Consider the following 18,836-nt stretch of genomic DNA (forward strand, 5'->3'; position numbering starts at 1 on the left):
CGCATGACGAGCATCGGTGGTGCCGAGATGGTCGACTGGAACCTCGCGGTGGCGACCGCGACCCGGCTCGTGCGGCCGGGTCCCGACGTCAGCCGCGACGAGGCGCGGGCCGTGGTGGCGGAACTCCGCCGGCACGCCCGGACCTCCGAGGAGCACGTGCGCGCGTTCACCCGGATGATGCCCGAAGGCGTCACCTTCCCCGACACCCCCGTCCTCGTCGTCGACCGGGCCGGCTGGGTCAAGGCCAACGTCGCCGGCTTCCGCGAACTGCTGGGCCCGCTGCTCGGCAAGATGCAGGACCGCCGCGCCGGCGCCCCCGGCGGCGCCGTCCTCGGCGCGGTCGGCGGCAAGGTCACCGGCGTCGAGCTGGGGGTGCTGCTGAGCTTCCTGGCCTCCCGCGTGCTCGGCCAGTACGAGACCTTCGCCCCCGGCGCGCCCGAACTGCCCGGCGCCGGCCCCACGGGCGGCCGGCTGCTCCTGGTGGCGCCCAACATCGTGCACGTGGAGCGCGAGCTGGAGGTGGCCCCGCACGACTTCCGGCTCTGGGTCTGCCTGCACGAGGAGACGCACCGTACCCAGTTCACCGCCGTGCCGTGGCTGCGCGCCCACCTGGAGGGCGAAATCCAGACGTTCCTCGGTGCCACCGAGATGGACCCGTCCACCATCCTGGAACGGCTCCGCGAGGCCGCCCAGTCCTTCTCCGGCGCCCGTCCCGAGGGGGAGGGCGGGGACGAGGGCCGCTCGCTCGTCGAGCTCGTCCAGACCCCCGAGCAGCGCGAGGTCCTCCGCCGCCTCACCGCCGTGATGTCCCTGCTGGAGGGACACGCCGACTTCGTGATGGACGGGGTCGGCCCCGACGTCGTCCCCTCCGTCGCCGAGATCCGGGAGAAGTTCCAGCAGCGCCGCGCCGCCGGCGCGGGCCGCCTCGACGCCGCCCTGCGCAAGCTGCTGGGCCTCGACGCCAAGCTCCGCCAGTACCGCGACGGCGAGCGCTTCGTACGCGCCGTCGTCGGCCAGGTCGGCATGGACGGCTTCAACCGCGTCTGGACCTCACCGAACACCCTGCCCACCAAGGCGGAGATCGCCCGGCCCGCGGACTGGGTGGCGCGCGTCCACGGCAGGGGGAGTGCGGGGAGCGAAGAAAGGTGACGCGGGGGGCGTAAACATGTCTCACTGGGGGAAGCAGCGTCACCCTTCCGAGGGACCGTGGGCCGTGGAAGGGCGTGCGATGCTCGGGGAACGGCTCGGTTCTGTCACCATCAACGCACTCTGAGTGACGAACGGCTCCCCCCGCGCGACACCCTCACCCTCCGAGCATCCGAACTCCACGAAGGGCACCGGACATGGGTCCCCATCCTGCGGTCGCGGCGATACGCCTGGCGGTCCGCCGCGTACTCCACGACGTCCTCACCGACCTCACCGACCTCACCCGCCTCCCCGGCACCCCGGCTGGCGGGAGCCCCCGCCCCGCCGCCGGCACCCCGCCACTGGTCCTCGTCGCCTGCTCCGGCGGCGCCGACTCCATGGCGCTCGCCTCCGCCCTCGCCTTCGAGGCACCCAAGCTCGGCATCCGGGCCGGCGGCATCACCGTCGACCACGGCCTCCAGGCCGGCTCCGACCTGCGCGCCGCGGAGGTCGTCACCCGCATGACCGCGCTCCGCCTCGACCCGGTGGAGTCCGTCGCCGTGCGCGTCGGCCGCGACGGCGGACCCGAGGCCGCGGCCCGCGACGCCCGCTACGCCGCCCTCGACGAAGCCGCCGACCGGCTGGGCGCCGCCGCCGTGCTGCTCGGCCACACGCGGGACGACCAGGCGGAAACCGTCCTGCTGGGCCTCGCCCGCGGCTCCGGCATCCGCTCGCTCTCCGGCATGGCCGAAGTGTCCGGAGGCCCCGGCCGCGCCCACCGCTACCGCCGCCCCTTCCTGCAGATCGACCGGCAGACCGCCCGCAAGGCGTGCATGGTCCAGTCCCTCCCCGTCTGGGACGACCCGCACAACATCGACCCCGCCTACACCCGCTCCCGGCTGCGCCACGAGGGCCTGCCCGCCCTGGAGAAGGCGCTCGGCAAGGGGGTCGTCGAAGCGCTCGCGCGCACCGCCCAGCTCTCCCGGGACGACGCCGACGCCCTCGACGCCTGGGCCGCCGACGCGGAGGCCGGAGTGCGCGACGAGGACGGGCGCCTGGAGTGCGCCAAGCTGTACGCCCTGCCCCCGGCCGTCCGCCGCCGGGTGCTGCGCAGGGCCGTGGTCGCGGCCGGATCCCCCGCGGGTTCCCTCTTCGCCCGCCACATCGAGGAAGTCGACCGCCTCATCACCGGATGGCGGGGCCAGGGCGCCATCAATCTGCCCGGCCGCGTCGAGGCCCAGCGGCAGGGTGGCAGACTTGTCATCCGGCAGGGCTGATTGGTGCTGAAACACGGCTGAGTCCTCCGGGGGCACTCCCCGGAGCCCCGGCCGACAACGAAAGTGATGCGGGTGGACGAGAAGGACATGGGCAGCGACCTCCAGTCGGTGCTCATCACCAAGGAAGAGATCGACGCGAAGCTGGCCGAGCTGGCCGCGAAGATCGACGCGGAGTACGCGGGCAAGGACCTGCTCATCGTCGGTGTGCTCAAGGGCGCCGTGATGGTGATGGCGGACCTGGCGCGCGCCTTGTCCACCCCGCTCACCATGGACTGGATGGCGGTGTCCTCCTACGGCGCCGGGACCCAGTCCTCGGGCGTCGTCCGGATCCTCAAGGACCTGGACACCGACATCAAGGACAAGCACGTCCTGATCGTCGAGGACATCATCGACTCGGGCCTGACCCTGTCCTGGCTGCTGTCGAACCTGGGCTCCCGCCAGCCGGCCTCCCTGGAGGTCGTCACGCTGCTGCGCAAGCCCGAGGCCGCGAAGGTCGCGATCGACGTGAAGTGGGTCGGCTTCGACATCCCGAACGAGTTCGTCGTGGGCTACGGCCTCGACTACGCGGAGAAGTACCGCAACCTGCCGTTCGTCGGCACGCTCGCCCCGCACGTCTACGGCGGCTGAACCCCCCGGCCGGCGGTAACGTCGGCCGTCCCGCCGCTTGAGCCCCCGGGGGAACCTGGGGGCGGTTCCCTGCGTTGAGCGAGGGAGAGCGGGTCTGTCAGCCGTCCCACGAGGCCGCGGGTGACAATACAGGGGTACATTCCGAAGAACAGTCTTTACTCACAGCTGCATTTACCTACGGGCAGGAGGGACGGGGTGCCTGGCGCCCCGTATGGATGGACGTGAAGCGATACTTCCGTGGGCCGGTCATGTGGATCGTGCTGGCCGTCCTCGCCGTGGTCGTGTTGATGAACGTCGTCGGCTCCGGCGGCGGCTACAAGTCGGTGGAGACCAGCGAGGTCATCAAGGCGATCAACAGTGGCCAGGTGGAAAGCGCCAAGCTGACCACCGGTGACAGCCAGATGATCAAGATCGAGCTGAAAAAGGGCCAGAAGCTCGGCAACAACGACGGCACCAAGTTCCAGGCCAACTACATCGGGGATCAGGGCGTTCAGCTCGCCCAGAACCTCCAGACCAAGTACGAAGCCGGTCAGATCCCTGACGGATACTCCGTCACCCCGGACAAGACCAGCCCGTTCCTGAGCGTGCTGCTCTCGCTCCTGCCCTTCGTCCTCATCGTCGTCGTCTTCCTGTTCCTGATGAACCAGATGCAGGGCGGCGGCTCCCGGGTCATGAACTTCGGGAAGTCCAAGGCCAAGCTCATCACCAAGGACACCCCGAAGACGACGTTCGCGGACGTCGCGGGCTCGGACGAGGCCGTCGAGGAACTCCACGAGATCAAGGAGTTCCTCCAGGAGCCGGCGAAGTTCCAGGCGGTCGGCGCCAAGATCCCCAAGGGCGTGCTGCTCTACGGCCCGCCCGGCACCGGCAAGACCCTGCTCGCGCGTGCCGTCGCGGGCGAGGCGGGCGTCCCGTTCTACTCGATCTCCGGTTCCGACTTCGTCGAGATGTTCGTCGGTGTCGGTGCCTCGCGTGTCCGTGACCTGTTCGAACAGGCCAAGGCCAACGCGCCGGCGATCGTCTTCGTCGACGAGATCGACGCCGTCGGCCGGCACCGCGGTGCGGGTCTCGGCGGCGGTCACGACGAGCGCGAGCAGACCCTCAACCAGCTGCTCGTCGAGATGGACGGCTTCGACGTGAAGGGCGGCGTCATCCTGATCGCCGCCACGAACCGGCCCGACATCCTCGACCCGGCGCTGCTGCGCCCGGGCCGCTTCGACCGGCAGATCGCGGTCGACCGGCCCGACATGCAGGGCCGTCTGGAGATCCTCAAGGTCCACCAGAAGGGCAAGCCGGTCGCTCCGGACGTCGACCTCTCGGCCGTCGCCCGCCGCACCCCCGGCTTCACCGGTGCCGATCTCTCCAACGTCCTGAACGAGGCGGCCCTGCTGACCGCCCGCTCGGACATGAAGCTGATCGACAACCACATGCTGGACGAGGCGATCGACCGCGTCGTGGCGGGCCCGCAGAAGCGGACCCGGATCATGTCGGACAAGGAAAAGAAGATCACCGCGTACCACGAGGGCGGACACGCCCTGGTCGCGGCGGCCTCCCCGAACTCCGACCCGGTCCACAAGATCACGATCCTGTCCCGCGGCCGGGCCCTGGGTTACACCATGGTCCTGCCCGACGAGGACAAGTACTCGACCACGCGCAACGAGATGCTCGACCAGCTGGCGTACATGCTGGGCGGGCGCGCGGCCGAGGAGCTGGTCTTCCACGACCCGACCACGGGCGCGGCGAACGACATCGAGAAGGCCACCGCCACGGCGCGGGCCATGGTCACGCAGTACGGCATGACCGAGCGTCTCGGTGCGATCAAGTTCGGCGGCGACAACACCGAGCCGTTCCTGGGCCGCGAGATGTCGCACCCGCGGGACTACTCGGAAGAGGTCGCGGCGCTGGTCGACGAAGAGGTCAAGAAGCTCATCGAGACCGCGCACAACGAGGCCTGGGAGATCCTGGTCGAGAACCGGGACGTCCTGGACAACCTGGTCCTCGCGCTGCTGGAGAAGGAGACGCTGAACAAGGAGCAGATCGCCGAGATCTTCTCCACGATCGTGAAGCGTCCGGCCCGTCCCGCGTGGACCGGCTCCTCCCGCCGCACTCCTTCCACCCGTCCGCCGGTGCTCTCTCCCAAGGAGCTCCAGCTGACGAACTCCGCCAACGGCACCTCGGCGTCCGCCGCGTCGCCGGTGTCGACGGAGAAGGGCATCGAGGTGGCCCCGGAGGACCGCCCCGAAGCCTGACCCACCCGGAATGGAAGCCGCGCCCCCCAGGTTCTAGCCTGGGGGGCGCGGCACATTTGTACGACCCCCGCGTGTGCGGACAGGAACGAGGATGAGATGACCGACCCAGTGACCCTGACCGGTGGCGAGGGCACGATCGGCGAGTTCGACGAGAAGCGCGCCGAGGCGGCCGTCCGAGAGCTCCTGATAGCGGTCGGCGAGGACCCGGACCGCGAGGGCCTCCTGGAGACCCCGGCGCGGGTTGCGCGGGCGTACAAGGAGATATTCGCCGGCCTGTACCAGAAGCCCGAAGAGGTCCTGACGACGACGTTCGACCTCGGTCACGACGAGATGGTCCTGGTGAAGGACATCGAGGTCATGAGCTCGTGCGAACACCATCTGGTCCCGTTCCACGGAGTGGCGCACGTGGGGTACATCCCGTCCACGGACGGCAAGATCACCGGCCTGTCCAAGCTGGCCCGCCTGGTCGACGTCTTCGCCCGCCGACCCCAGGTCCAGGAGCGGCTGACCACGCAGATCGCCGATTCCCTGATGGAGATCCTCGACCCGCGCGGCTGCATCGTGGTCATCGAGTGCGAGCACATGTGCATGACCATGCGCGGTGTCCGCAAGCCCGGCGCCAAGACCATCACCTCGGCCGTCCGCGGCCAGCTCCGCGACCCCGCGACCCGCAACGAGGCCATGAGCCTCATCATGGCGCGCTGAGTCCCGTGCCGACCGGGCCCGCCCGGCACGGCTGGGAGCCGCTGGACGAGGACGTACGGCGCTGTCTGGAACTCCTGCTTCCGGCGGACGGCACCCTTCTGGGCGGGTACCGGGCGCAGGTGCCGTACGCCCGGATGCACCGGGGGGAGTGCGCCTGCCCCTGTGTGTACCTGTCCGTGGACGCGGAGCGGGCGGCGCCCGCTCCGCGTCCGGCGGACGGCGGGCCCGTGGCGTCGGGCTCCCTGACGGACGCGGAGGGGTCCTACCTCGGCGAAGCGATGCTCTTCGCGTACGACGGATTCCTCGCCGACCTGCAGTTCTGCGTGTGGGAGGACCTGGGCGTGCTGGAGCCGCCGCTCCGGGAGCGGCTGACGCCGTACTGAGCGGCCGTTCAGGCGGTGGCGGGGGCCTTGCCCGGGTCGTCGTCCTCCGGGAGCTTCAGGACGTGTTCCAGGAAGAGGGCGGCCGCGATCACGGCCGCGCCCGCCAGGACGCAGCCACCCGCGTACCAGGCCTGGCCGCGGCGGGCGGGCACGTCGAGGGAGTCGGTCAGCAGGAAGACGCCGACCCCGCCGTACATGCCGGCCACGAGAGCCGCGACCAGGGCGCTGGCCTGGCCGAAGACCACCGCACGGGCCGCCATCAGCGGCTCCACGCCCTTGGCCCCCGGCCGCCGCTCGCGCTGCGCCTTGAGCCGGGCCCGCATCGACAGGGCCGTCGCGAACAGGACGACGGCGATCACCGCCAGCACGATCGGCGCGGCCAGCGGGACGCCCGGCAGGGTCCCGTAGGCGTTCCACAGCCGTGCGCCCGCCCAGGACAGCACCCCGGCGATCACGAAGATCCCCGCCAGGACCGCCGGCCTCAGTTGCTTCACTTGCCCGTTCCCCACTCTCGGCGACTGGCCCCCATGGCCCTGAACAGGCTACTAACGACTACTCCGGGAGGCGGAGTTCCAGGTCGGGGCGCGGCGTGAGGCCGGTCCGGCCGATTTCGGCCAGTAGGGCGGCCACGGGGCCGTGGCCGGGGAGCTGGGCCTCGGGGTCGATGTCGTGCCAGGGGGCCAGCACGAAGGCGCGCTGGTGGGCGCGGGGGTGCGGCAGCGTGAGGACGGGGTCGTCGGAGACCACGTCGGCGTAGGCCACGATGTCCACGTCGATCGTGCGGGGCCCCCAGCGCTCCTCGCGGACGCGGTCGTAGGCCTCCTCGATGGCGTGGGCCCGCTCCAGGAGCGAGGAGGGCGGCAGGGTGGTCTTCACCGCGATGACGGCGTTGAGGTACGAGGGCTGCGAGCCGGGCTCGACGCCCCACGGCTCGGTCTCGTAGACCGGGGAGACCGCCTTGACCCGCAGGCCCGGGGTGTCGCCGAGGGCGTCGACGGCGCCCTGGAGGGTGTCCAGGCGGTTGCCGAGGTTCGAGCCGAGCGCGACGACCGCCCATTTGGGGTTGGACAGGGTCGTGTCCGCCGCGTCGACCGCCTCGACGACGGAGGCGGGTACCGGCTGGACGGTGGGGTCGCTCTGGGCGTTCAGTCCGTTGTTCATGCGCGGCTCCGGGTGATCGTGATGGTCACGTCGTCGAAGGGGACGGTGATGGGTGCGTCCGGCTTGTGGACGACGACCTCCACCTGTGCCACCGCTTCGTGCTTCAGGCACTGCTGGGCGATCCGCTCGGCCAGGGTCTCGATCAGGTCGACCGGCTCTCCCTGGACCACGTCGACGACCTCCTCGGCCACGACCCCGTAGTGGACGGTCTTGGCCAGGTCGTCATCGGCCGCCGCGGGGCGGGAGTCGATGTGCAGCACGAGGTCGACGATGAAGGTCTGGCCCTCTTCGCGCTCCCGGGGGAAGACGCCGTGGTGCCCGCGAGCCTTGAGGCCGCGCAGTGCGACACGATCCACGCGAATCACTCCTGCTTTCGTAGGTGCTTCCGGTCCCGGGGCTCCCCGGGGCCATGGGCCTACGCCGAGTGCGGTCGGCGTCGTCCGCCTTCGAATTTACCTGCGACGAACCTCCGCCCCCGCCGTTGGGGTCAGTCGGTGCCCTCTTCCTCCTCGTCATCGGAGTCCGTGAGGACCGGAGAACCGTGGTGGGACCAGAGCCGCCAGCCCTCCGGTGTGCGTCGGAACACATTCGTGGCGACGACCAGCTGACCCACCAGCGGACCCAGTTCCCCGGCCTCCCCGGACGGGCCGCCGCTGAGGATGTTCTCGGTGCACGTGACCAGGGCGGTGTCGCCTATGAGGGCCACCTTGGTGTCGGTGAGGAAGAACTGGATGTACTCCGTGTGGGACATGATCAGCGCGTACGAGCGCAGCACCTCGCCCCGCCCGGAGAGCACCGGCCATCCCGGGTGCACGCAGGAGATCTCGTCTTCGAGCCAGAGCGCCGACAGGGCGTCGAAGTCCCCCCGCTCCATGGCCTCGTAGAAGGTCGCGTTGACCTCTTCGACGGCTTCGATGTCGGTACGGCTCACCGTGCCCCTTCCCAGTTCCTCCGGTGGGTCACAGTGCCCCTTCCACGGCGCGGGCCACCCGAACCGCGTCGGCGGTCGCCCGTACCTCGTGCACCCGGACGGCCCAGGCGCCCTGGTGGGCGGCGATGGCCGAGACGGCGGCGGTGGCGGCGTCCCGCTCGCGGGCGGGCGGCGGGGCGGCGTCCGCGGCACCCGCCAGGACCCGGCCGAGGAAACGCTTCCGCGAGGCGGCGACCAGCAGCGGGAAGCCGAGCTCGCGCAGTTCGCGGAGGTGGGCGACCAGGGCCAGGTCGTGCTCGGCGTTCTTCGCGAAGCCGAGGCCGGGGTCGACGACCAGCCGCTCGGGGGCGATGCCGCCGGCGACGACGGCGTCGATGCGGGTCCGGAGCTCGGCGCTGACCTCGCCGAGGACGTCCTCGTAGACGGCGAGGCTGTTCATGCCGTCGCTGAACCCGCGCCAGTGCATGACGACGAACGGCACCTCGGCGGCGGCCACCGCCGGGATCATGCCGGGGTCGGCGAGGCCGCCGCTGACGTCGTTGACGAGGGCGGCGCCGGCCGCGACGGCCTGGGCGGCGACGGCCGCGCGCATGGTGTCGACGGAGACGGTCACGCCCTCGGAGGCCAGTCCGCGGACGACGGGGACGACGCGGCGGAGTTCCTCGTCGGCGTCGACGCGGGAGGCGCCGGGGCGGGTGGACTCGCCGCCGACGTCGACGAGGTCGGCGCCCTGGGCGACGAGGTCGAGGCCGCGCTTGACGGCGGCGGTGGTGTCGAACCAGCGGCCGCCGTCGGAGAAGGAGTCGGGGGTGACGTTGACGACGCCCATGACCCCGCAGCGGTCCCAGTCGGGCAGCCCTGTCACCAGGCCCCTGGAGGCGGGCCCGCGGTTGGTGTTCATGGTCCCAGGGTAGGGCCCCGGCCCTTGCCCTGGCCGGGCGGTGCGGTGGGGGTGGGCCTGCGCGACCTGCCCCCGCCCCGCCCTCCCACCGCTCCCCGGGGCTGCGCCCCCGGACCCCTTCCGGGGCTGTGCCCCCGGCCCTGTCCTGGCCGCCCTTCCCCCGGGGCGGAAACGAGGGGTGACATGGCGGTGGGGCCGGCGCTGCTCGTGGCAGTGCCGGCCCCACCTGTGACGGGTCAGGCCGCCTGGATCTCGCGTTCCTTCTGGGCCGGGACCGTCGCGTGGTCGTGGGCGCAGGTGCGGACCGGCTTGGGGCCGCGGCGGCTCGCGAACAGGCGCGGCAGGGCCAGCGTCACGAAGCCCTCGGCCTGCATCACGGCGAAGCCGATGCGGGGCAGGTCACGGGTCTGGCGGTAGACCATGAAGCGCGGCTCCCAGCGGGGGCGGAACTTCGCGTTGAACTTGTACAGCGACTCGATCTGGAACCAGCGCGACAGGAAGACCAGCAGGCCGCGCCACATGCGCAGCACCGGGCCGGCGCCGATCTTCTCGCCACGGGCCAGTGCCGAGCGGAACATCGCGAAGTTCAGCGAGACCTGCTCGATGCCGAGCGCCGGGGACGCCTCCAGGGAGGCCACGATGAGCAGCTCGTTCATGCCGGGGTCGGCGGCGCGGTCGCGGCGCATCAGCTCCAGCGACATGCCGTCCTTGCCCCACGGGACGAAGTGGAGGACGGCCTTGAGGTCGCCGAACGGGCTGGTGTCGCCCTCCTCGACGCGGTGGGCGGTGGCGATGAAGCAGTCGCCGTCGCCCTCCTCGCCGACCCGGCCCAGCGCCATGGAGAAACCGCGCTCGGTGTCGGTGCCGCGCCAGGCGGCGGCGGCGCCCCGTACCCGCTCCAGCTCCTCCTCGGTCAGCTCGCTGACCCGGCGGACCCGGGTGGTGTACCCGTTGCGCTCGATGCGCTTCACCATCTGGCGGACGTTGCGCATGGGGCGTCCGGAGAGGGAGAAGTCTTTGACGTCGACGATCGCCTCGTCACCGAGTTCCAGGGCGTCCAGACCGGTCTCGCGGGTCCAGACCTCGCCGCCGGTCTCGCTGCAGCCCACGACGGCGGGGGTCCAGGAGTGGGCCTTGGCCTCCTCCATGAAGCGCTCGATGGCGCCGGGCCAGGCCTCGACGTCGCCGATGGGGTCGCCGGAGGCGAGCATCACGCCGGAGACGACGCGGTAGGTGACGGCCGCCTTGCCGCTGGGGGAGAAGACGACGGCCTTGTCGCGGCGGAGCGCGAAGTGGCCGAGGGAGTCGCGGCCGCCGTGCTTGGCGAGCAGCTCGCGCAGCTTCGCCTCGTCGTCGACGGTGAGCCGGGCGGCCGGGTGCTCGGGGCGGAAGGCCAGGTAGATCGTGGTGACGGCGGTCAGCATGCCGAGGGCGCCGAGGGAGTAACCGACGGTCCAGGAGACCCGTCCGGCGTAGTCGACGGGGCCCTCGAAGCCGAAGAGGCCGTAGACGACGTGGGTGATCTGCTCGTACAGGCTCGGGTGGCCGACGACCTTGCCCGGGTGGACGTTGACGATCACCAGGCCGAGCCCGATGGAGCCGGCGCTCATCAGCACGAAGTTCGCGAGCGCCTTCCAGCGGCTGCGCGGGTCCGGCAGGGCCTTGAATTCACCCTGGTGGCGTACCAGCAGCGCGAGGAGCACCGCCGAGATGACCACGCCGATGACGGAGTGGCGGTACGCGAACTGCGCCACGGCGCCGGCGGGCAGCAGGATGACGGCGGCCCGCCAGGCCCGGCGCTTGCGGCGCTTGAGGCCGTGCGCGAGCAGCAGGATGAGGACACCGGCGCTGATGGCCAGCGCGGCGGCGAAGGGGCCCACGGAACCGGGCAGTACTTCGGTGACCGCGTGGATCCGGCTGTGACGGAACCGCGGGAAGACGCCCGCGGCGATGTCCAGCAGACCGACGATCATGACGGATGTGCCTACGAGGCCGGGGACGGCCTCCGGTCGTGGGCCTCGGAGGATTCGGCTGACCCGCTTCGGAACCTGTCCGGACTTATCGCCATCTATCCTGCTAGACATCGCTTCCCGTTGCTCCGCGAGAGATCATGTGGCCGAAGGCCGCGACAGCCTCCGGTGTGTGGTGCGTCCACTAGGACGACATCGAGGAGGAGCGGGTTCACTCTTCCGTCGGAAAAATCTAGTCCTGCCATCAGAAAGTCGACTGACTGCTCATGGGTCTCACCAGTAATACGGTTCTGGTCCTGGCCATCATCGCCGGTGTGCTGCTGTTCGGGGTGACGGTCTGGTTCTGGCCGAAGCTCTCCGGCCGCTCCTGGCGCTCGGTCTCCGGCCGGATCGGCCTCCTGCTCGCGACCCAGCTCGCACTGTTCTCCGCAGTCGGTCTCGCGGCCAACAAGTCGTTCCTCTTCTACGGTTCCTGGGCCGACCTGTTCGGTCAGGAGACGTCCATCGGCAAAGTCGTCGACCACTCGATGAGCAGCAAGGACATCAAGGTCATCGACAAGCAGAAGCTCGACGTGCCCGGCGGGGGCAAGCCGCAGGTCGGTGGTCAGATCCTGAAGGTTGCCATAACCGGGCAGAAGTCGAAGATAACGAGCCCCGGCTACGTGTGGCTGCCGCCGGAGTACTTCCAGCCGCACTACAAGGAGCAGAACTTCCCCGCGTCGATCGTCCTGACGGGCTACCCGGGTACCGCCGAGAACCTGATCAAAGGGCTGAACTACCCCATGACGGCCTTCAAGCAGGCCAAGCAGGGCAAGATGAAGCCGATGATCCTGGTGATGCTCCGGCCGACCATCGCGCCGCCGCGCGACACCGAGTGCGTGGACATCCCGGGCGGTCCGCAGACCGAGACCTTCTTCGCGCAGGACCTGCCGCAGGCCATCCAGGGGACCTTCCGGGTCGGCAAGAAGCCGCAGAACATGGGCTTCATCGGGAACTCCACGGGCGGCTACTGCGCCCTGAAGATCGCCGCGCACCACCCGCAGACCTTCGGCGCCGCCGTGGGCCTGTCCGCGTACTACAAGGCCGCCGACGACGCGACGACCGGTGACCTGTTCCACGGGGACGACAAGCTGAAGAAGCGCGCGGACGTGCTGTACAGCCTGGACAAGAAGCAGCCGACCGGTACGTCCTTCCTCGTCACCACCAGCGAGAAGGGCGAGGACAACCTGCACGACACCAAGAAGTTCATCAAGCTGGTCAAGGGCTCGGACCGGGTCTCCTCGATCATCCTCGACAGCGGTGGCCACAACTTCAACACGTGGCGCCGCGAGATCCCGCCGATGCTGGTGTGGATGAGCGGTCGTATGCAGGCCTGATCCCGGGGGGACAGGTGCAGGGCCCGGCTCCGGTCGGGCCCTTTTCGTTTTTCCGGTTCGTTTTCCGGCCCGCCGGCCGCGCGGGCCGCGCGGCCGGCGGGCCGTGCCGGCCCCCGAGGCCGCTACGCCTCGCGCGCCCCTTGCAGGTCGGCCCGGCGCAGCGCCCGGTGGACGCCCTCCGGGGTCAGTACGCCGGCCAGCGCGCCCGTGTCCGGATCGGTGACCCCGATCCGCCCCGAGTCCTCCTGGAGGAGGGCCGCCAACGCCTCGCGCAGCGAGGCCCCCAGGGCCACCGCCGAGGCGGGCGCCAGGCCGTCCGCCGGGGTCAGGTCGGCCGTCTCCACGTGGGTGACGGCGAGGCGCTTGAGACCGCGGTCCGCGCCGACGAAGGAGGCGACGTACCCGTTGGCCGGCGCGGCGAGCACCTCGGCGGGCCGGGCGAACTGCTCGATGGTGCCGTGGCCGTAGACGGCGATCCGGTCGCCGAGCCGGACGGCCTCCTCCAGGTCGTGGGTGACCAGCAGGATCGTCTTGCGGACCGTCTTCTGCAGGGTCAGGAACTCGTTCTGGAGGCGCTCGCGGACCACCGGGTCCACCGCCCCGAAGGGCTCGTCCATCAGCAGCACCGGCGGATCCGCGGCCAGCGCGCGGGCCACGCCGACGCGCTGGCGCTGGCCGCCCGACAGCTGCTCCGGGTAGCGGCCCCCGTAGACGGCCGGATCCAGCCCCACCAGTTCGAGCAGCTCGGCCGCCCGCGCTCGGGCCCGCGCCTTCGGGGTGCCGATCAGCCGGGGCACGGTCGCCGTGTTCTCCAGCACCGTCTTGTGGGGGAACAGCCCGACCTGCTGGATGACGTAGCCGATCCGGCGGCGCAGCGCGACGGGATCCGCGGCGGCGATGTCCTCCCCGTCGAGGAGGATCCGGCCCGAGGTGGGCTCGATCAGCCGGTTGACCATCTTCATCGTGGTCGTCTTGCCGCATCCGGACGGGCCCACCAGCGTGACCAGTTCGCCCTCGGCGACCTCGAAGGACAGGTCCTCGACGGCCGTCGTCCCGTCGGGGTAGCGCTTGGTCACGTGCTCGAATCGGATCACCCGGCCATCCTCCCGTACCCGGAGCCGGGATGTGTGAAGGGCGTGTTGCCCGTGTGCGAAGGAATCCGGCCATCGTCCGCGCCGGGGGTTATGGTCGCTCGTGGTGGTACATCCGAAACGATGTTCGTGCGGTGACGGGGGGTGAGGAGCATGACCGGGCAGAGCTGCCTCGTGGCCAACGACTGGATCTGCTGGGACTACGTCGGCTCCCGCGCCGGGGAACTCACCGACGCCACCGTCGAACACGTCTGGATCACGGGCGTCTCGGTGCTCATCGGCATCGCCGTGTCCGTTCCGCTCGCGCTGCTGGCCCGCCGCGGCCGCCGCTGGGCGGCTCCCGTGCTCGGGCTGACCACCCTCCTGTACACGGTCCCCTCGCTGGCCATGTTCTCGCTGCTGCTGCCGCTCTTCGGGCTCTCGGCGGCCCTGGTGGTGACCGGCCTGGTGCTGTACTCGCTGACCATCCTGGTGCGCAACGTGCTGGCCGGCCTGGAAGCCGTCCCCGAGGACGTGCGGGAGGCCGCGCGCGGGATGGGCTACGGCCCCGCCCGGCTGCTGTGGCAGGTCGAACTGCCGCTGGCGCTCCCCGCGCTGCTCGCCGGGGTGCGGATCGCCACCGTCTCGACCGTGGCCCTGACCACGGTCGGCTCCATCGTCGGCAAGGGCGGGCTGGGCAACCTGATCGCACCCGCCGTCAACAGCTCCTTCAAGGCCCAGGTGCTCACCGCCTCCGTGCTGTGCGTACTGCTCGCGCTGGTCGCCGACCTGCTGCTGCTCGGGGTGCAGCGACTGCTGACGCCGTGGACCAGGGCCGCCCGTTCCGTGAAGGGGGCCTGAGGCCGTGGGCGTGCTGGGCAAGGCCGGGGGCTGGCTGGCGGACGGAGCCAACTGGTCGGGCGAGAGCGGTGTCTGGCACCGGCTCGCGGAGCACGTGTACGTCAGCGGGATCGCCCTGGCCATCGCCTGCGCGGTGGCCCTGCCCGTCGGGCTGTGGCTCGGCCACCTCGGCAAGGGCGGCGCCCTCGCCGTCAACGTCTCCAACGTAGGGCGGGCCGTCCCCGTCTTCGCGGTGCTGGCCCTGTTCATGGTCTCGCCGCTGCGCAACGCCGGCTACCTGCCGACCGTCGCCGCGCTCGTGCTGTTCGCCGTGCCGCCGCTGCTGACCAACGCCTACGTGGGCATGCGCGGGGTGGACCGCTCGGTGGTCGAGGCCGCCCGGGGCATGGGCATGTCGGGCGGCCAGCTGTTCCTGCGGGTGGAGCTGCCGCTCGCGCGCGGCCTGGTGATGACCGGGCTGCGCTCCGGCGCCGTGCAGGTCGTCGCCACCGCCACGATCGCCGCGATGGTCGGCCAGGGCGGCCTCGGCCGGATCATCACCGCCGGCTTCAACACGTACAACACCGCGCAGGTCGTGGCGGGGGCGCTGCTGGTCGCCCTGCTGGCGCTGCTGGTGGAGGGCGTACTGGTGGCAGTGGACCGGCTGCTGCTGCGCACGCCGTCCCGCTGATCCCGTGACCCCCGTCCCCACCCCGAAACGGAGTACCTCCATGAGCAAGTCCACGCGTGTCCTCGGCGCGTCCCTGGGCGTCCTGGCCCTGACCGTGTCCCTGGCCGCCTGTGGCGGCGACAGCCTGGAGAAGACCAAGGACGGCGGCTCCTCCGCGGCCGCCCCCGCCGGGAGCGGCAAGGGCAAGCTGGTGATCGGCGCGGCAGGCTTCACCGAGTCCAACGTCCTGGCCGAGCTCTACGCGCAGCTGCTCCGGCAGGAGGGGTACGGCACCTCCATCACCACGGTCGGCAACCGCGAGCTGTACGAACCCTCCCTGGAGAAGGGCGAGATCGACGTGGTCCCGGAGTACGCGGCCACCCTCGCCGAGTTCCTCAACGCCAAGGTCAACGGCAAGGACGCGCCCAAGGACAAGCCCGTCGCCTCCAGCGACGTGAGCGCCACGGCGGCGGCGCTGGAGAAGCTCGCCGCCCCGCTCGGCCTCAAGGCCCTGCCGGCGGGCGAGGCCGTCGACCAGAACGCCTTCGCCGTGACGAAGGAATTCGCCCAGAAGAACAATCTCAAGACCCTTTCCGACCTCGGAAAGTCCGGGCTGAAGGTGAAGCTCGCGGCCGGTGACGAATGCTCCGTACGTCCCTTCTGCGCACCGGGGTTGGAGAAGACGTACGGAATCCAGGTTTCTGGGATCGACCCCAAGGGCGTCGGCACCCCGCAGGCCAAGCAGGCCGTCAAGGACGGGGCGGACCAGCTGGTGCTGACCACCACCACCGACGCCACGCTCGACGGCTACGGCCTGGTCCTGCTGGAGGACGACAAGAAGCTCCAGAACGCCGACAACCTCCTGCCGGTCGTCAACGCCAAGGACGCGGGCTCCCCGGACGTCGCCAACGCCCTCGGCGACCTCACCAAGGTGCTCACCACGGCCGACCTCGTCGAGCTGAACCGGAAGGTGGACGCGGAGCGGGCGAAGCCGGCGGACGTCGCGAAGGCCTATCTGGAGTCCAAGGGCCTTCTGACGAATTGACGCTCTCCCCCGTGAAGGGAGGAGATTCCCACCAGGCCGCCGTTGTCGAGCGGCGGTCGTAGGTGGTTCCTGCTTCATCACCCATCGCCCGGCGTGCCGGGTCTTATTACGGGCTCCACAGGCGTTTTACGTGTCCGGGCGTCCCTCGTCCACGATGCGCCGTCCTTCACGGCGCAGGTTGCGTTCAGCGTTCCGGTCCCGGTCGTGGGCTGCTCCGCAGGAGCACACCCAGTTGCGGATCCTGAGTCCGCCCAGTCCCTTCGGCCCCTCGATCGACCCGCAGGCGGAGCACAGCTGCGTGCTGGGGAACCATCGGGAGACCTTCGCGAAGGTGCGCCCGTACCGTGCGCATTTGGCTTCGAGGGTGCGGGCGAACATCCCGAACGACTGGTCGTGGACGGACTTGGCGCGCTTGCCCTTGCGGGAGCCCCCTGGAGGGGTGCAGAACGCGGCCGAGGCGCCCTGGCCGCGGCGAGACGTTGTTCCGAGCGCTTGACTTGCACGCAGCAGTTACGGGATTGAGGGGAAATCGTGGGGTAACCGCCCGGTAAGAGATTGCCGGGCGGGTATCCCGCGCGAGGTCCACGCCCTGTAAATTTCAGGCCATGCCCCGTGGACGCCACCGCAATCCCGAACCCCTCCACCGTCTTCTCGCGCCGTGCGCCGTCGCCGGGGTCGGCGTGGCCAGCGCCGGTGCGGCCTGGCTGCTCGCGGAACCGCTGCCGCTGAGGCTGCTCGTGGCGCTCGCGGCGGCCGCGGGCGTCGGTGGCGCCGCGCTCATGCGCACCTGGGACCGGGCGGCGGGCCGCCGGGTCGCGGAGCTGGCCCGCGAGCGGGTTAAGGACGAGTGGAAGACGGACGAGCGGATAGCCGAGCTCGAATCCGATCTGGAGGAGGCGCGCGTCCTGCGCGCCAAGCTCGACACCAAGCTGCGGGCCAAGCGCGTCGAACTGGCGGGCCTGCGGGGCGAGCACGCCGCGCTGCTGCGCCGCTACGCGACCGCCGAGACCGAGCGCGCCAGCGCTCTGGAGAAGCGCCGGCTGCTCGCCATCGAGGCCGCCGGGGCACCGGCGGCCGGGGCGAAGGAACTGCCCGCGGTCTCGGAGGAGCGCACCGGCAGCGGAGCCCCCACCCCCGTCGGTTACGCGCGGGCCAACGCGGCGCTGGTCGCCCTGCTGCGCAAGGCGGAGGCGAAGGCCGCCGGCACCGCGCCCAAGGCCCTGGTACCGGCTCCGGCCGCGGGCACCGGTGCGCGCCCCGCCGCGGGTACGGCCGCGGCCCCCGACGCCGGCGGGCACACCCGCCCGGCGGGCGGCGTTCCCGCGCCGGCGGTCCCCGCGCGCCGCCCGGCGGCGACGGTGGCCCCGTACGCGTCTCCGCGCCGCTCCGCCTCGCGCGTCGAGGGCGGCTTCGACTTCTTCGGTACCAAGACCACCGCCCAGGCCCGCGCCGCCATCGAGTCCGTGCAGAACGAGGACCTGGCCGACGTGGTCGGCGCCGAGGCCCTCGCCGTGCACAAGGCGGAGTCCGAAGGCTCCTCGGCGGGACCGGAGTTCAAGCCGGCCACGCCCGAACAGCGCGCGCTGGGCCAGGTCATCGACCTGACCGCGCACGACGAGACCGAGCCGATCGACGTGGTCGGCCTGCGGACGGCGATCTCCTAGCGGGAACCGCCGCGGGACCGTCCACAGCCTGTGGACGGCGTGCGCGCGGACCCGTCAGGGATACGCCGGGACGAGCCCCACCGCCACCGCCTCCAGCAGCAGCTGGGCGCCCAGCGCGGCCCGCCGCATCCGCCGCGGTCCGGTCAGCGCCGCGCCCAGCGCGACCGCCGCGGCCGCGGTCAGCACCAGGAACGCGGTGCCGGGGAACGGCGGGCAGCCTCCCTGCGCCAGGCAGCGGCCGCCGGTCTCCGTGGCCAGGACCAGCACCTTCGCCAGGACCAGGGCGGGCACGAACAGCAGCGCGGCCAGCACCGCGTTGCCGCGGATCCGCGCGGCGGGGGTGGGCTGCGGCAGGTCGACGGAGTGGTACCAGGGTTTCCGGAACATCCCGCCATCGTGCCGCCGGGCGGCCGGCGCGGGCATCCGTACGGATACTCAGCCGGGTGGCTCCCGAATCCGGGCCGGGCTCAGAACAGCGGCAGTTGGCCCGGCTGCGGCCCGAGGGTGAAGCCGTCCAGGGCCGGGGCCGAGGCGCCGAGCACCACCCGGGCCCGGGAGCCGGGGCAGGACACCAGGTCGCCGCGCCCACGGCCGGCCGGGGGATCGTGGCGGGCGATCCGGCCGGCCGTCACGGCGCAGTCGCGGCCGCAGGCGGGGCAGGCCCGCCGGGGGGAGTGGGACATGCCCCCAGTCTGCCCTGCCGCGCCGACAGCGGGACGCCCGGCCCGTCCGGGAGGAGGCTCGCCGGCCCCGCGATCGGCCCGCCCCGCGATCGGCCCGCCCCGCGATCAGCCCGCCCGGGAAGCCGCCCGCCCGGGAAGCCGCTCCCCCCGGGTGGCCGC

At 71.5% G+C, this 18,836-nt stretch carries 21 protein-coding genes; 11 read left to right on the top strand and 10 right to left on the bottom strand.

What is annotated here, in order from left to right:
• The first annotated feature begins 3 nt into the window (after nucleotides 1–3).
• From OG295_RS19110 to OG295_RS19135, 6 genes are all read left to right on the top strand, one after another.
• Entirely contained in the window at nucleotides 4–1,149 is a 1,146-nt protein-coding gene (locus OG295_RS19110; RefSeq protein ID WP_371677959.1) for a zinc-dependent metalloprotease, read from the top strand.
• 194 nt (nucleotides 1,150–1,343) lie between these two features.
• Nucleotides 1,344–2,402 (top strand): tRNA lysidine(34) synthetase TilS, encoded by a 1,059-nt coding sequence (gene tilS, locus OG295_RS19115; RefSeq protein WP_371677960.1) that lies wholly within the window; start codon nucleotides 1,344–1,346, stop codon nucleotides 2,400–2,402.
• Between the two features lie 66 nt (nucleotides 2,403–2,468).
• The gene (gene hpt / locus OG295_RS19120) at nucleotides 2,469–3,029 is read left to right on the top strand and encodes a hypoxanthine phosphoribosyltransferase (RefSeq protein WP_030228417.1); all 561 of its coding nucleotides are present in this window, start codon (nucleotides 2,469–2,471) and stop codon (nucleotides 3,027–3,029) included.
• A 215-nt stretch (nucleotides 3,030–3,244) separates the two neighbouring features.
• Nucleotides 3,245–5,278: an ATP-dependent zinc metalloprotease FtsH gene (gene ftsH / locus OG295_RS19125; RefSeq protein ID WP_356218862.1), complete on the top strand. Its 2,034-nt coding sequence runs from the start codon at nucleotides 3,245–3,247 to the stop codon at nucleotides 5,276–5,278.
• 96 nt (nucleotides 5,279–5,374) lie between these two features.
• Complete coding sequence (folE, locus tag OG295_RS19130) at nucleotides 5,375–5,983, top strand: GTP cyclohydrolase I FolE (protein ID WP_007264872.1); 609 nt, start codon at nucleotides 5,375–5,377, stop codon at nucleotides 5,981–5,983.
• 5 nt (nucleotides 5,984–5,988) lie between these two features.
• Nucleotides 5,989–6,366, top strand: a complete 378-nt coding sequence (locus OG295_RS19135) for a hypothetical protein (RefSeq protein ID WP_371677961.1) — start codon at nucleotides 5,989–5,991, stop codon at nucleotides 6,364–6,366.
• Nucleotides 6,367–6,374: 8 nt separating this feature from the next.
• Here the strand turns inward: OG295_RS19135 and OG295_RS19140 are convergent, their stop codons facing one another.
• From OG295_RS19140 to OG295_RS19165, 6 genes are all read right to left on the bottom strand, one after another.
• A complete protein-coding gene (locus OG295_RS19140) occupies nucleotides 6,375–6,860 on the bottom strand; it encodes a DUF3180 domain-containing protein (RefSeq protein ID WP_371677962.1) in 486 nt (161 codons plus the stop codon).
• Between the two features lie 58 nt (nucleotides 6,861–6,918).
• The gene (gene folK, locus OG295_RS19145) at nucleotides 6,919–7,527 is read right to left on the bottom strand and encodes a 2-amino-4-hydroxy-6-hydroxymethyldihydropteridine diphosphokinase (RefSeq protein WP_371677963.1); all 609 of its coding nucleotides are present in this window, start codon (nucleotides 7,525–7,527) and stop codon (nucleotides 6,919–6,921) included.
• Nucleotides 7,524–7,883, bottom strand: a complete 360-nt coding sequence (gene folB, locus OG295_RS19150) for a dihydroneopterin aldolase (RefSeq protein WP_371677964.1) — start codon at nucleotides 7,881–7,883, stop codon at nucleotides 7,524–7,526. Before folB ends, folK begins: the two co-directional genes overlap by 4 nt.
• Nucleotides 7,884–8,014: 131 nt before the next feature.
• Complete coding sequence (locus tag OG295_RS19155; protein ID WP_266839888.1) at nucleotides 8,015–8,458, bottom strand: nuclear transport factor 2 family protein; 444 nt, start codon at nucleotides 8,456–8,458, stop codon at nucleotides 8,015–8,017.
• A gap of 28 nt (nucleotides 8,459–8,486) precedes the next feature.
• Complete coding sequence (gene folP, locus OG295_RS19160) at nucleotides 8,487–9,359, bottom strand: dihydropteroate synthase (RefSeq protein WP_371677965.1); 873 nt, start codon at nucleotides 9,357–9,359, stop codon at nucleotides 8,487–8,489.
• 236 nt (nucleotides 9,360–9,595) lie between these two features.
• Entirely contained in the window at nucleotides 9,596–11,443 is a 1,848-nt protein-coding gene (locus tag OG295_RS19165) for a phosphatidylglycerol lysyltransferase domain-containing protein (protein WP_371677966.1), read from the bottom strand.
• A 152-nt stretch (nucleotides 11,444–11,595) separates the two neighbouring features.
• On the opposite strand from OG295_RS19165, the gene OG295_RS19170 reads away from it, so the two are divergent.
• The gene (locus OG295_RS19170) at nucleotides 11,596–12,705 is read left to right on the top strand and encodes an alpha/beta hydrolase (RefSeq protein ID WP_371677967.1); all 1,110 of its coding nucleotides are present in this window, start codon (nucleotides 11,596–11,598) and stop codon (nucleotides 12,703–12,705) included.
• Between the two features lie 122 nt (nucleotides 12,706–12,827).
• Here OG295_RS19170 and OG295_RS19175 read toward each other — a convergent pair whose 3' ends face one another.
• Nucleotides 12,828–13,799 carry an ABC transporter ATP-binding protein gene (locus OG295_RS19175; RefSeq protein WP_371677968.1) on the bottom strand — a complete coding sequence of 324 codons (972 nt, stop codon included), beginning with the start codon at nucleotides 13,797–13,799 and terminating at the stop codon, nucleotides 12,828–12,830.
• Nucleotides 13,800–13,949: 150 nt separating this feature from the next.
• Here OG295_RS19175 and OG295_RS19180 point away from each other — a divergent pair, with 150 nt between their 5' ends.
• Genes OG295_RS19180 through OG295_RS19190 form a run of 3 tightly spaced genes read left to right on the top strand, consistent with a single transcriptional unit; the run spans nucleotide 13,950 to nucleotide 16,330 of the window.
• Nucleotides 13,950–14,636 carry an ABC transporter permease gene (locus OG295_RS19180; RefSeq protein ID WP_371677969.1) on the top strand — a complete coding sequence of 229 codons (687 nt, stop codon included), beginning with the start codon at nucleotides 13,950–13,952 and terminating at the stop codon, nucleotides 14,634–14,636.
• Between the two features lie 4 nt (nucleotides 14,637–14,640).
• A complete protein-coding gene (locus OG295_RS19185; RefSeq protein ID WP_371677970.1) occupies nucleotides 14,641–15,306 on the top strand; it encodes an ABC transporter permease in 666 nt (221 codons plus the stop codon).
• Nucleotides 15,307–15,346: 40 nt separating this feature from the next.
• Nucleotides 15,347–16,330 (top strand): ABC transporter substrate-binding protein, encoded by a 984-nt coding sequence (locus tag OG295_RS19190; protein WP_371677971.1) that lies wholly within the window; start codon nucleotides 15,347–15,349, stop codon nucleotides 16,328–16,330.
• A gap of 126 nt (nucleotides 16,331–16,456) precedes the next feature.
• Here OG295_RS19190 and OG295_RS19195 read toward each other — a convergent pair whose 3' ends face one another.
• The gene (locus OG295_RS19195) at nucleotides 16,457–16,708 is read right to left on the bottom strand and encodes a zinc ribbon domain-containing protein (RefSeq protein WP_371677972.1); all 252 of its coding nucleotides are present in this window, start codon (nucleotides 16,706–16,708) and stop codon (nucleotides 16,457–16,459) included.
• A gap of 227 nt (nucleotides 16,709–16,935) precedes the next feature.
• Here OG295_RS19195 and OG295_RS19200 point away from each other — a divergent pair, with 227 nt between their 5' ends.
• The gene (locus OG295_RS19200; RefSeq protein WP_371677974.1) at nucleotides 16,936–17,994 is read left to right on the top strand and encodes a hypothetical protein; all 1,059 of its coding nucleotides are present in this window, start codon (nucleotides 16,936–16,938) and stop codon (nucleotides 17,992–17,994) included.
• A gap of 54 nt (nucleotides 17,995–18,048) precedes the next feature.
• Here OG295_RS19200 and OG295_RS19205 read toward each other — a convergent pair whose 3' ends face one another.
• Complete coding sequence (locus tag OG295_RS19205; protein WP_371677975.1) at nucleotides 18,049–18,381, bottom strand: hypothetical protein; 333 nt, start codon at nucleotides 18,379–18,381, stop codon at nucleotides 18,049–18,051.
• An 80-nt stretch (nucleotides 18,382–18,461) separates the two neighbouring features.
• Nucleotides 18,462–18,677, bottom strand: coding sequence for a hypothetical protein (locus tag OG295_RS19210; RefSeq protein WP_266839876.1), 216 nt, complete (start codon nucleotides 18,675–18,677; stop codon nucleotides 18,462–18,464).
• Between the last annotated feature and the right edge of the window lie 159 nt (nucleotides 18,678–18,836).

This window comes from Streptomyces sp. NBC_01276, assembly GCF_041435355.1.
GTDB lineage: Bacteria > Actinomycetota > Actinomycetes > Streptomycetales > Streptomycetaceae > Streptomyces.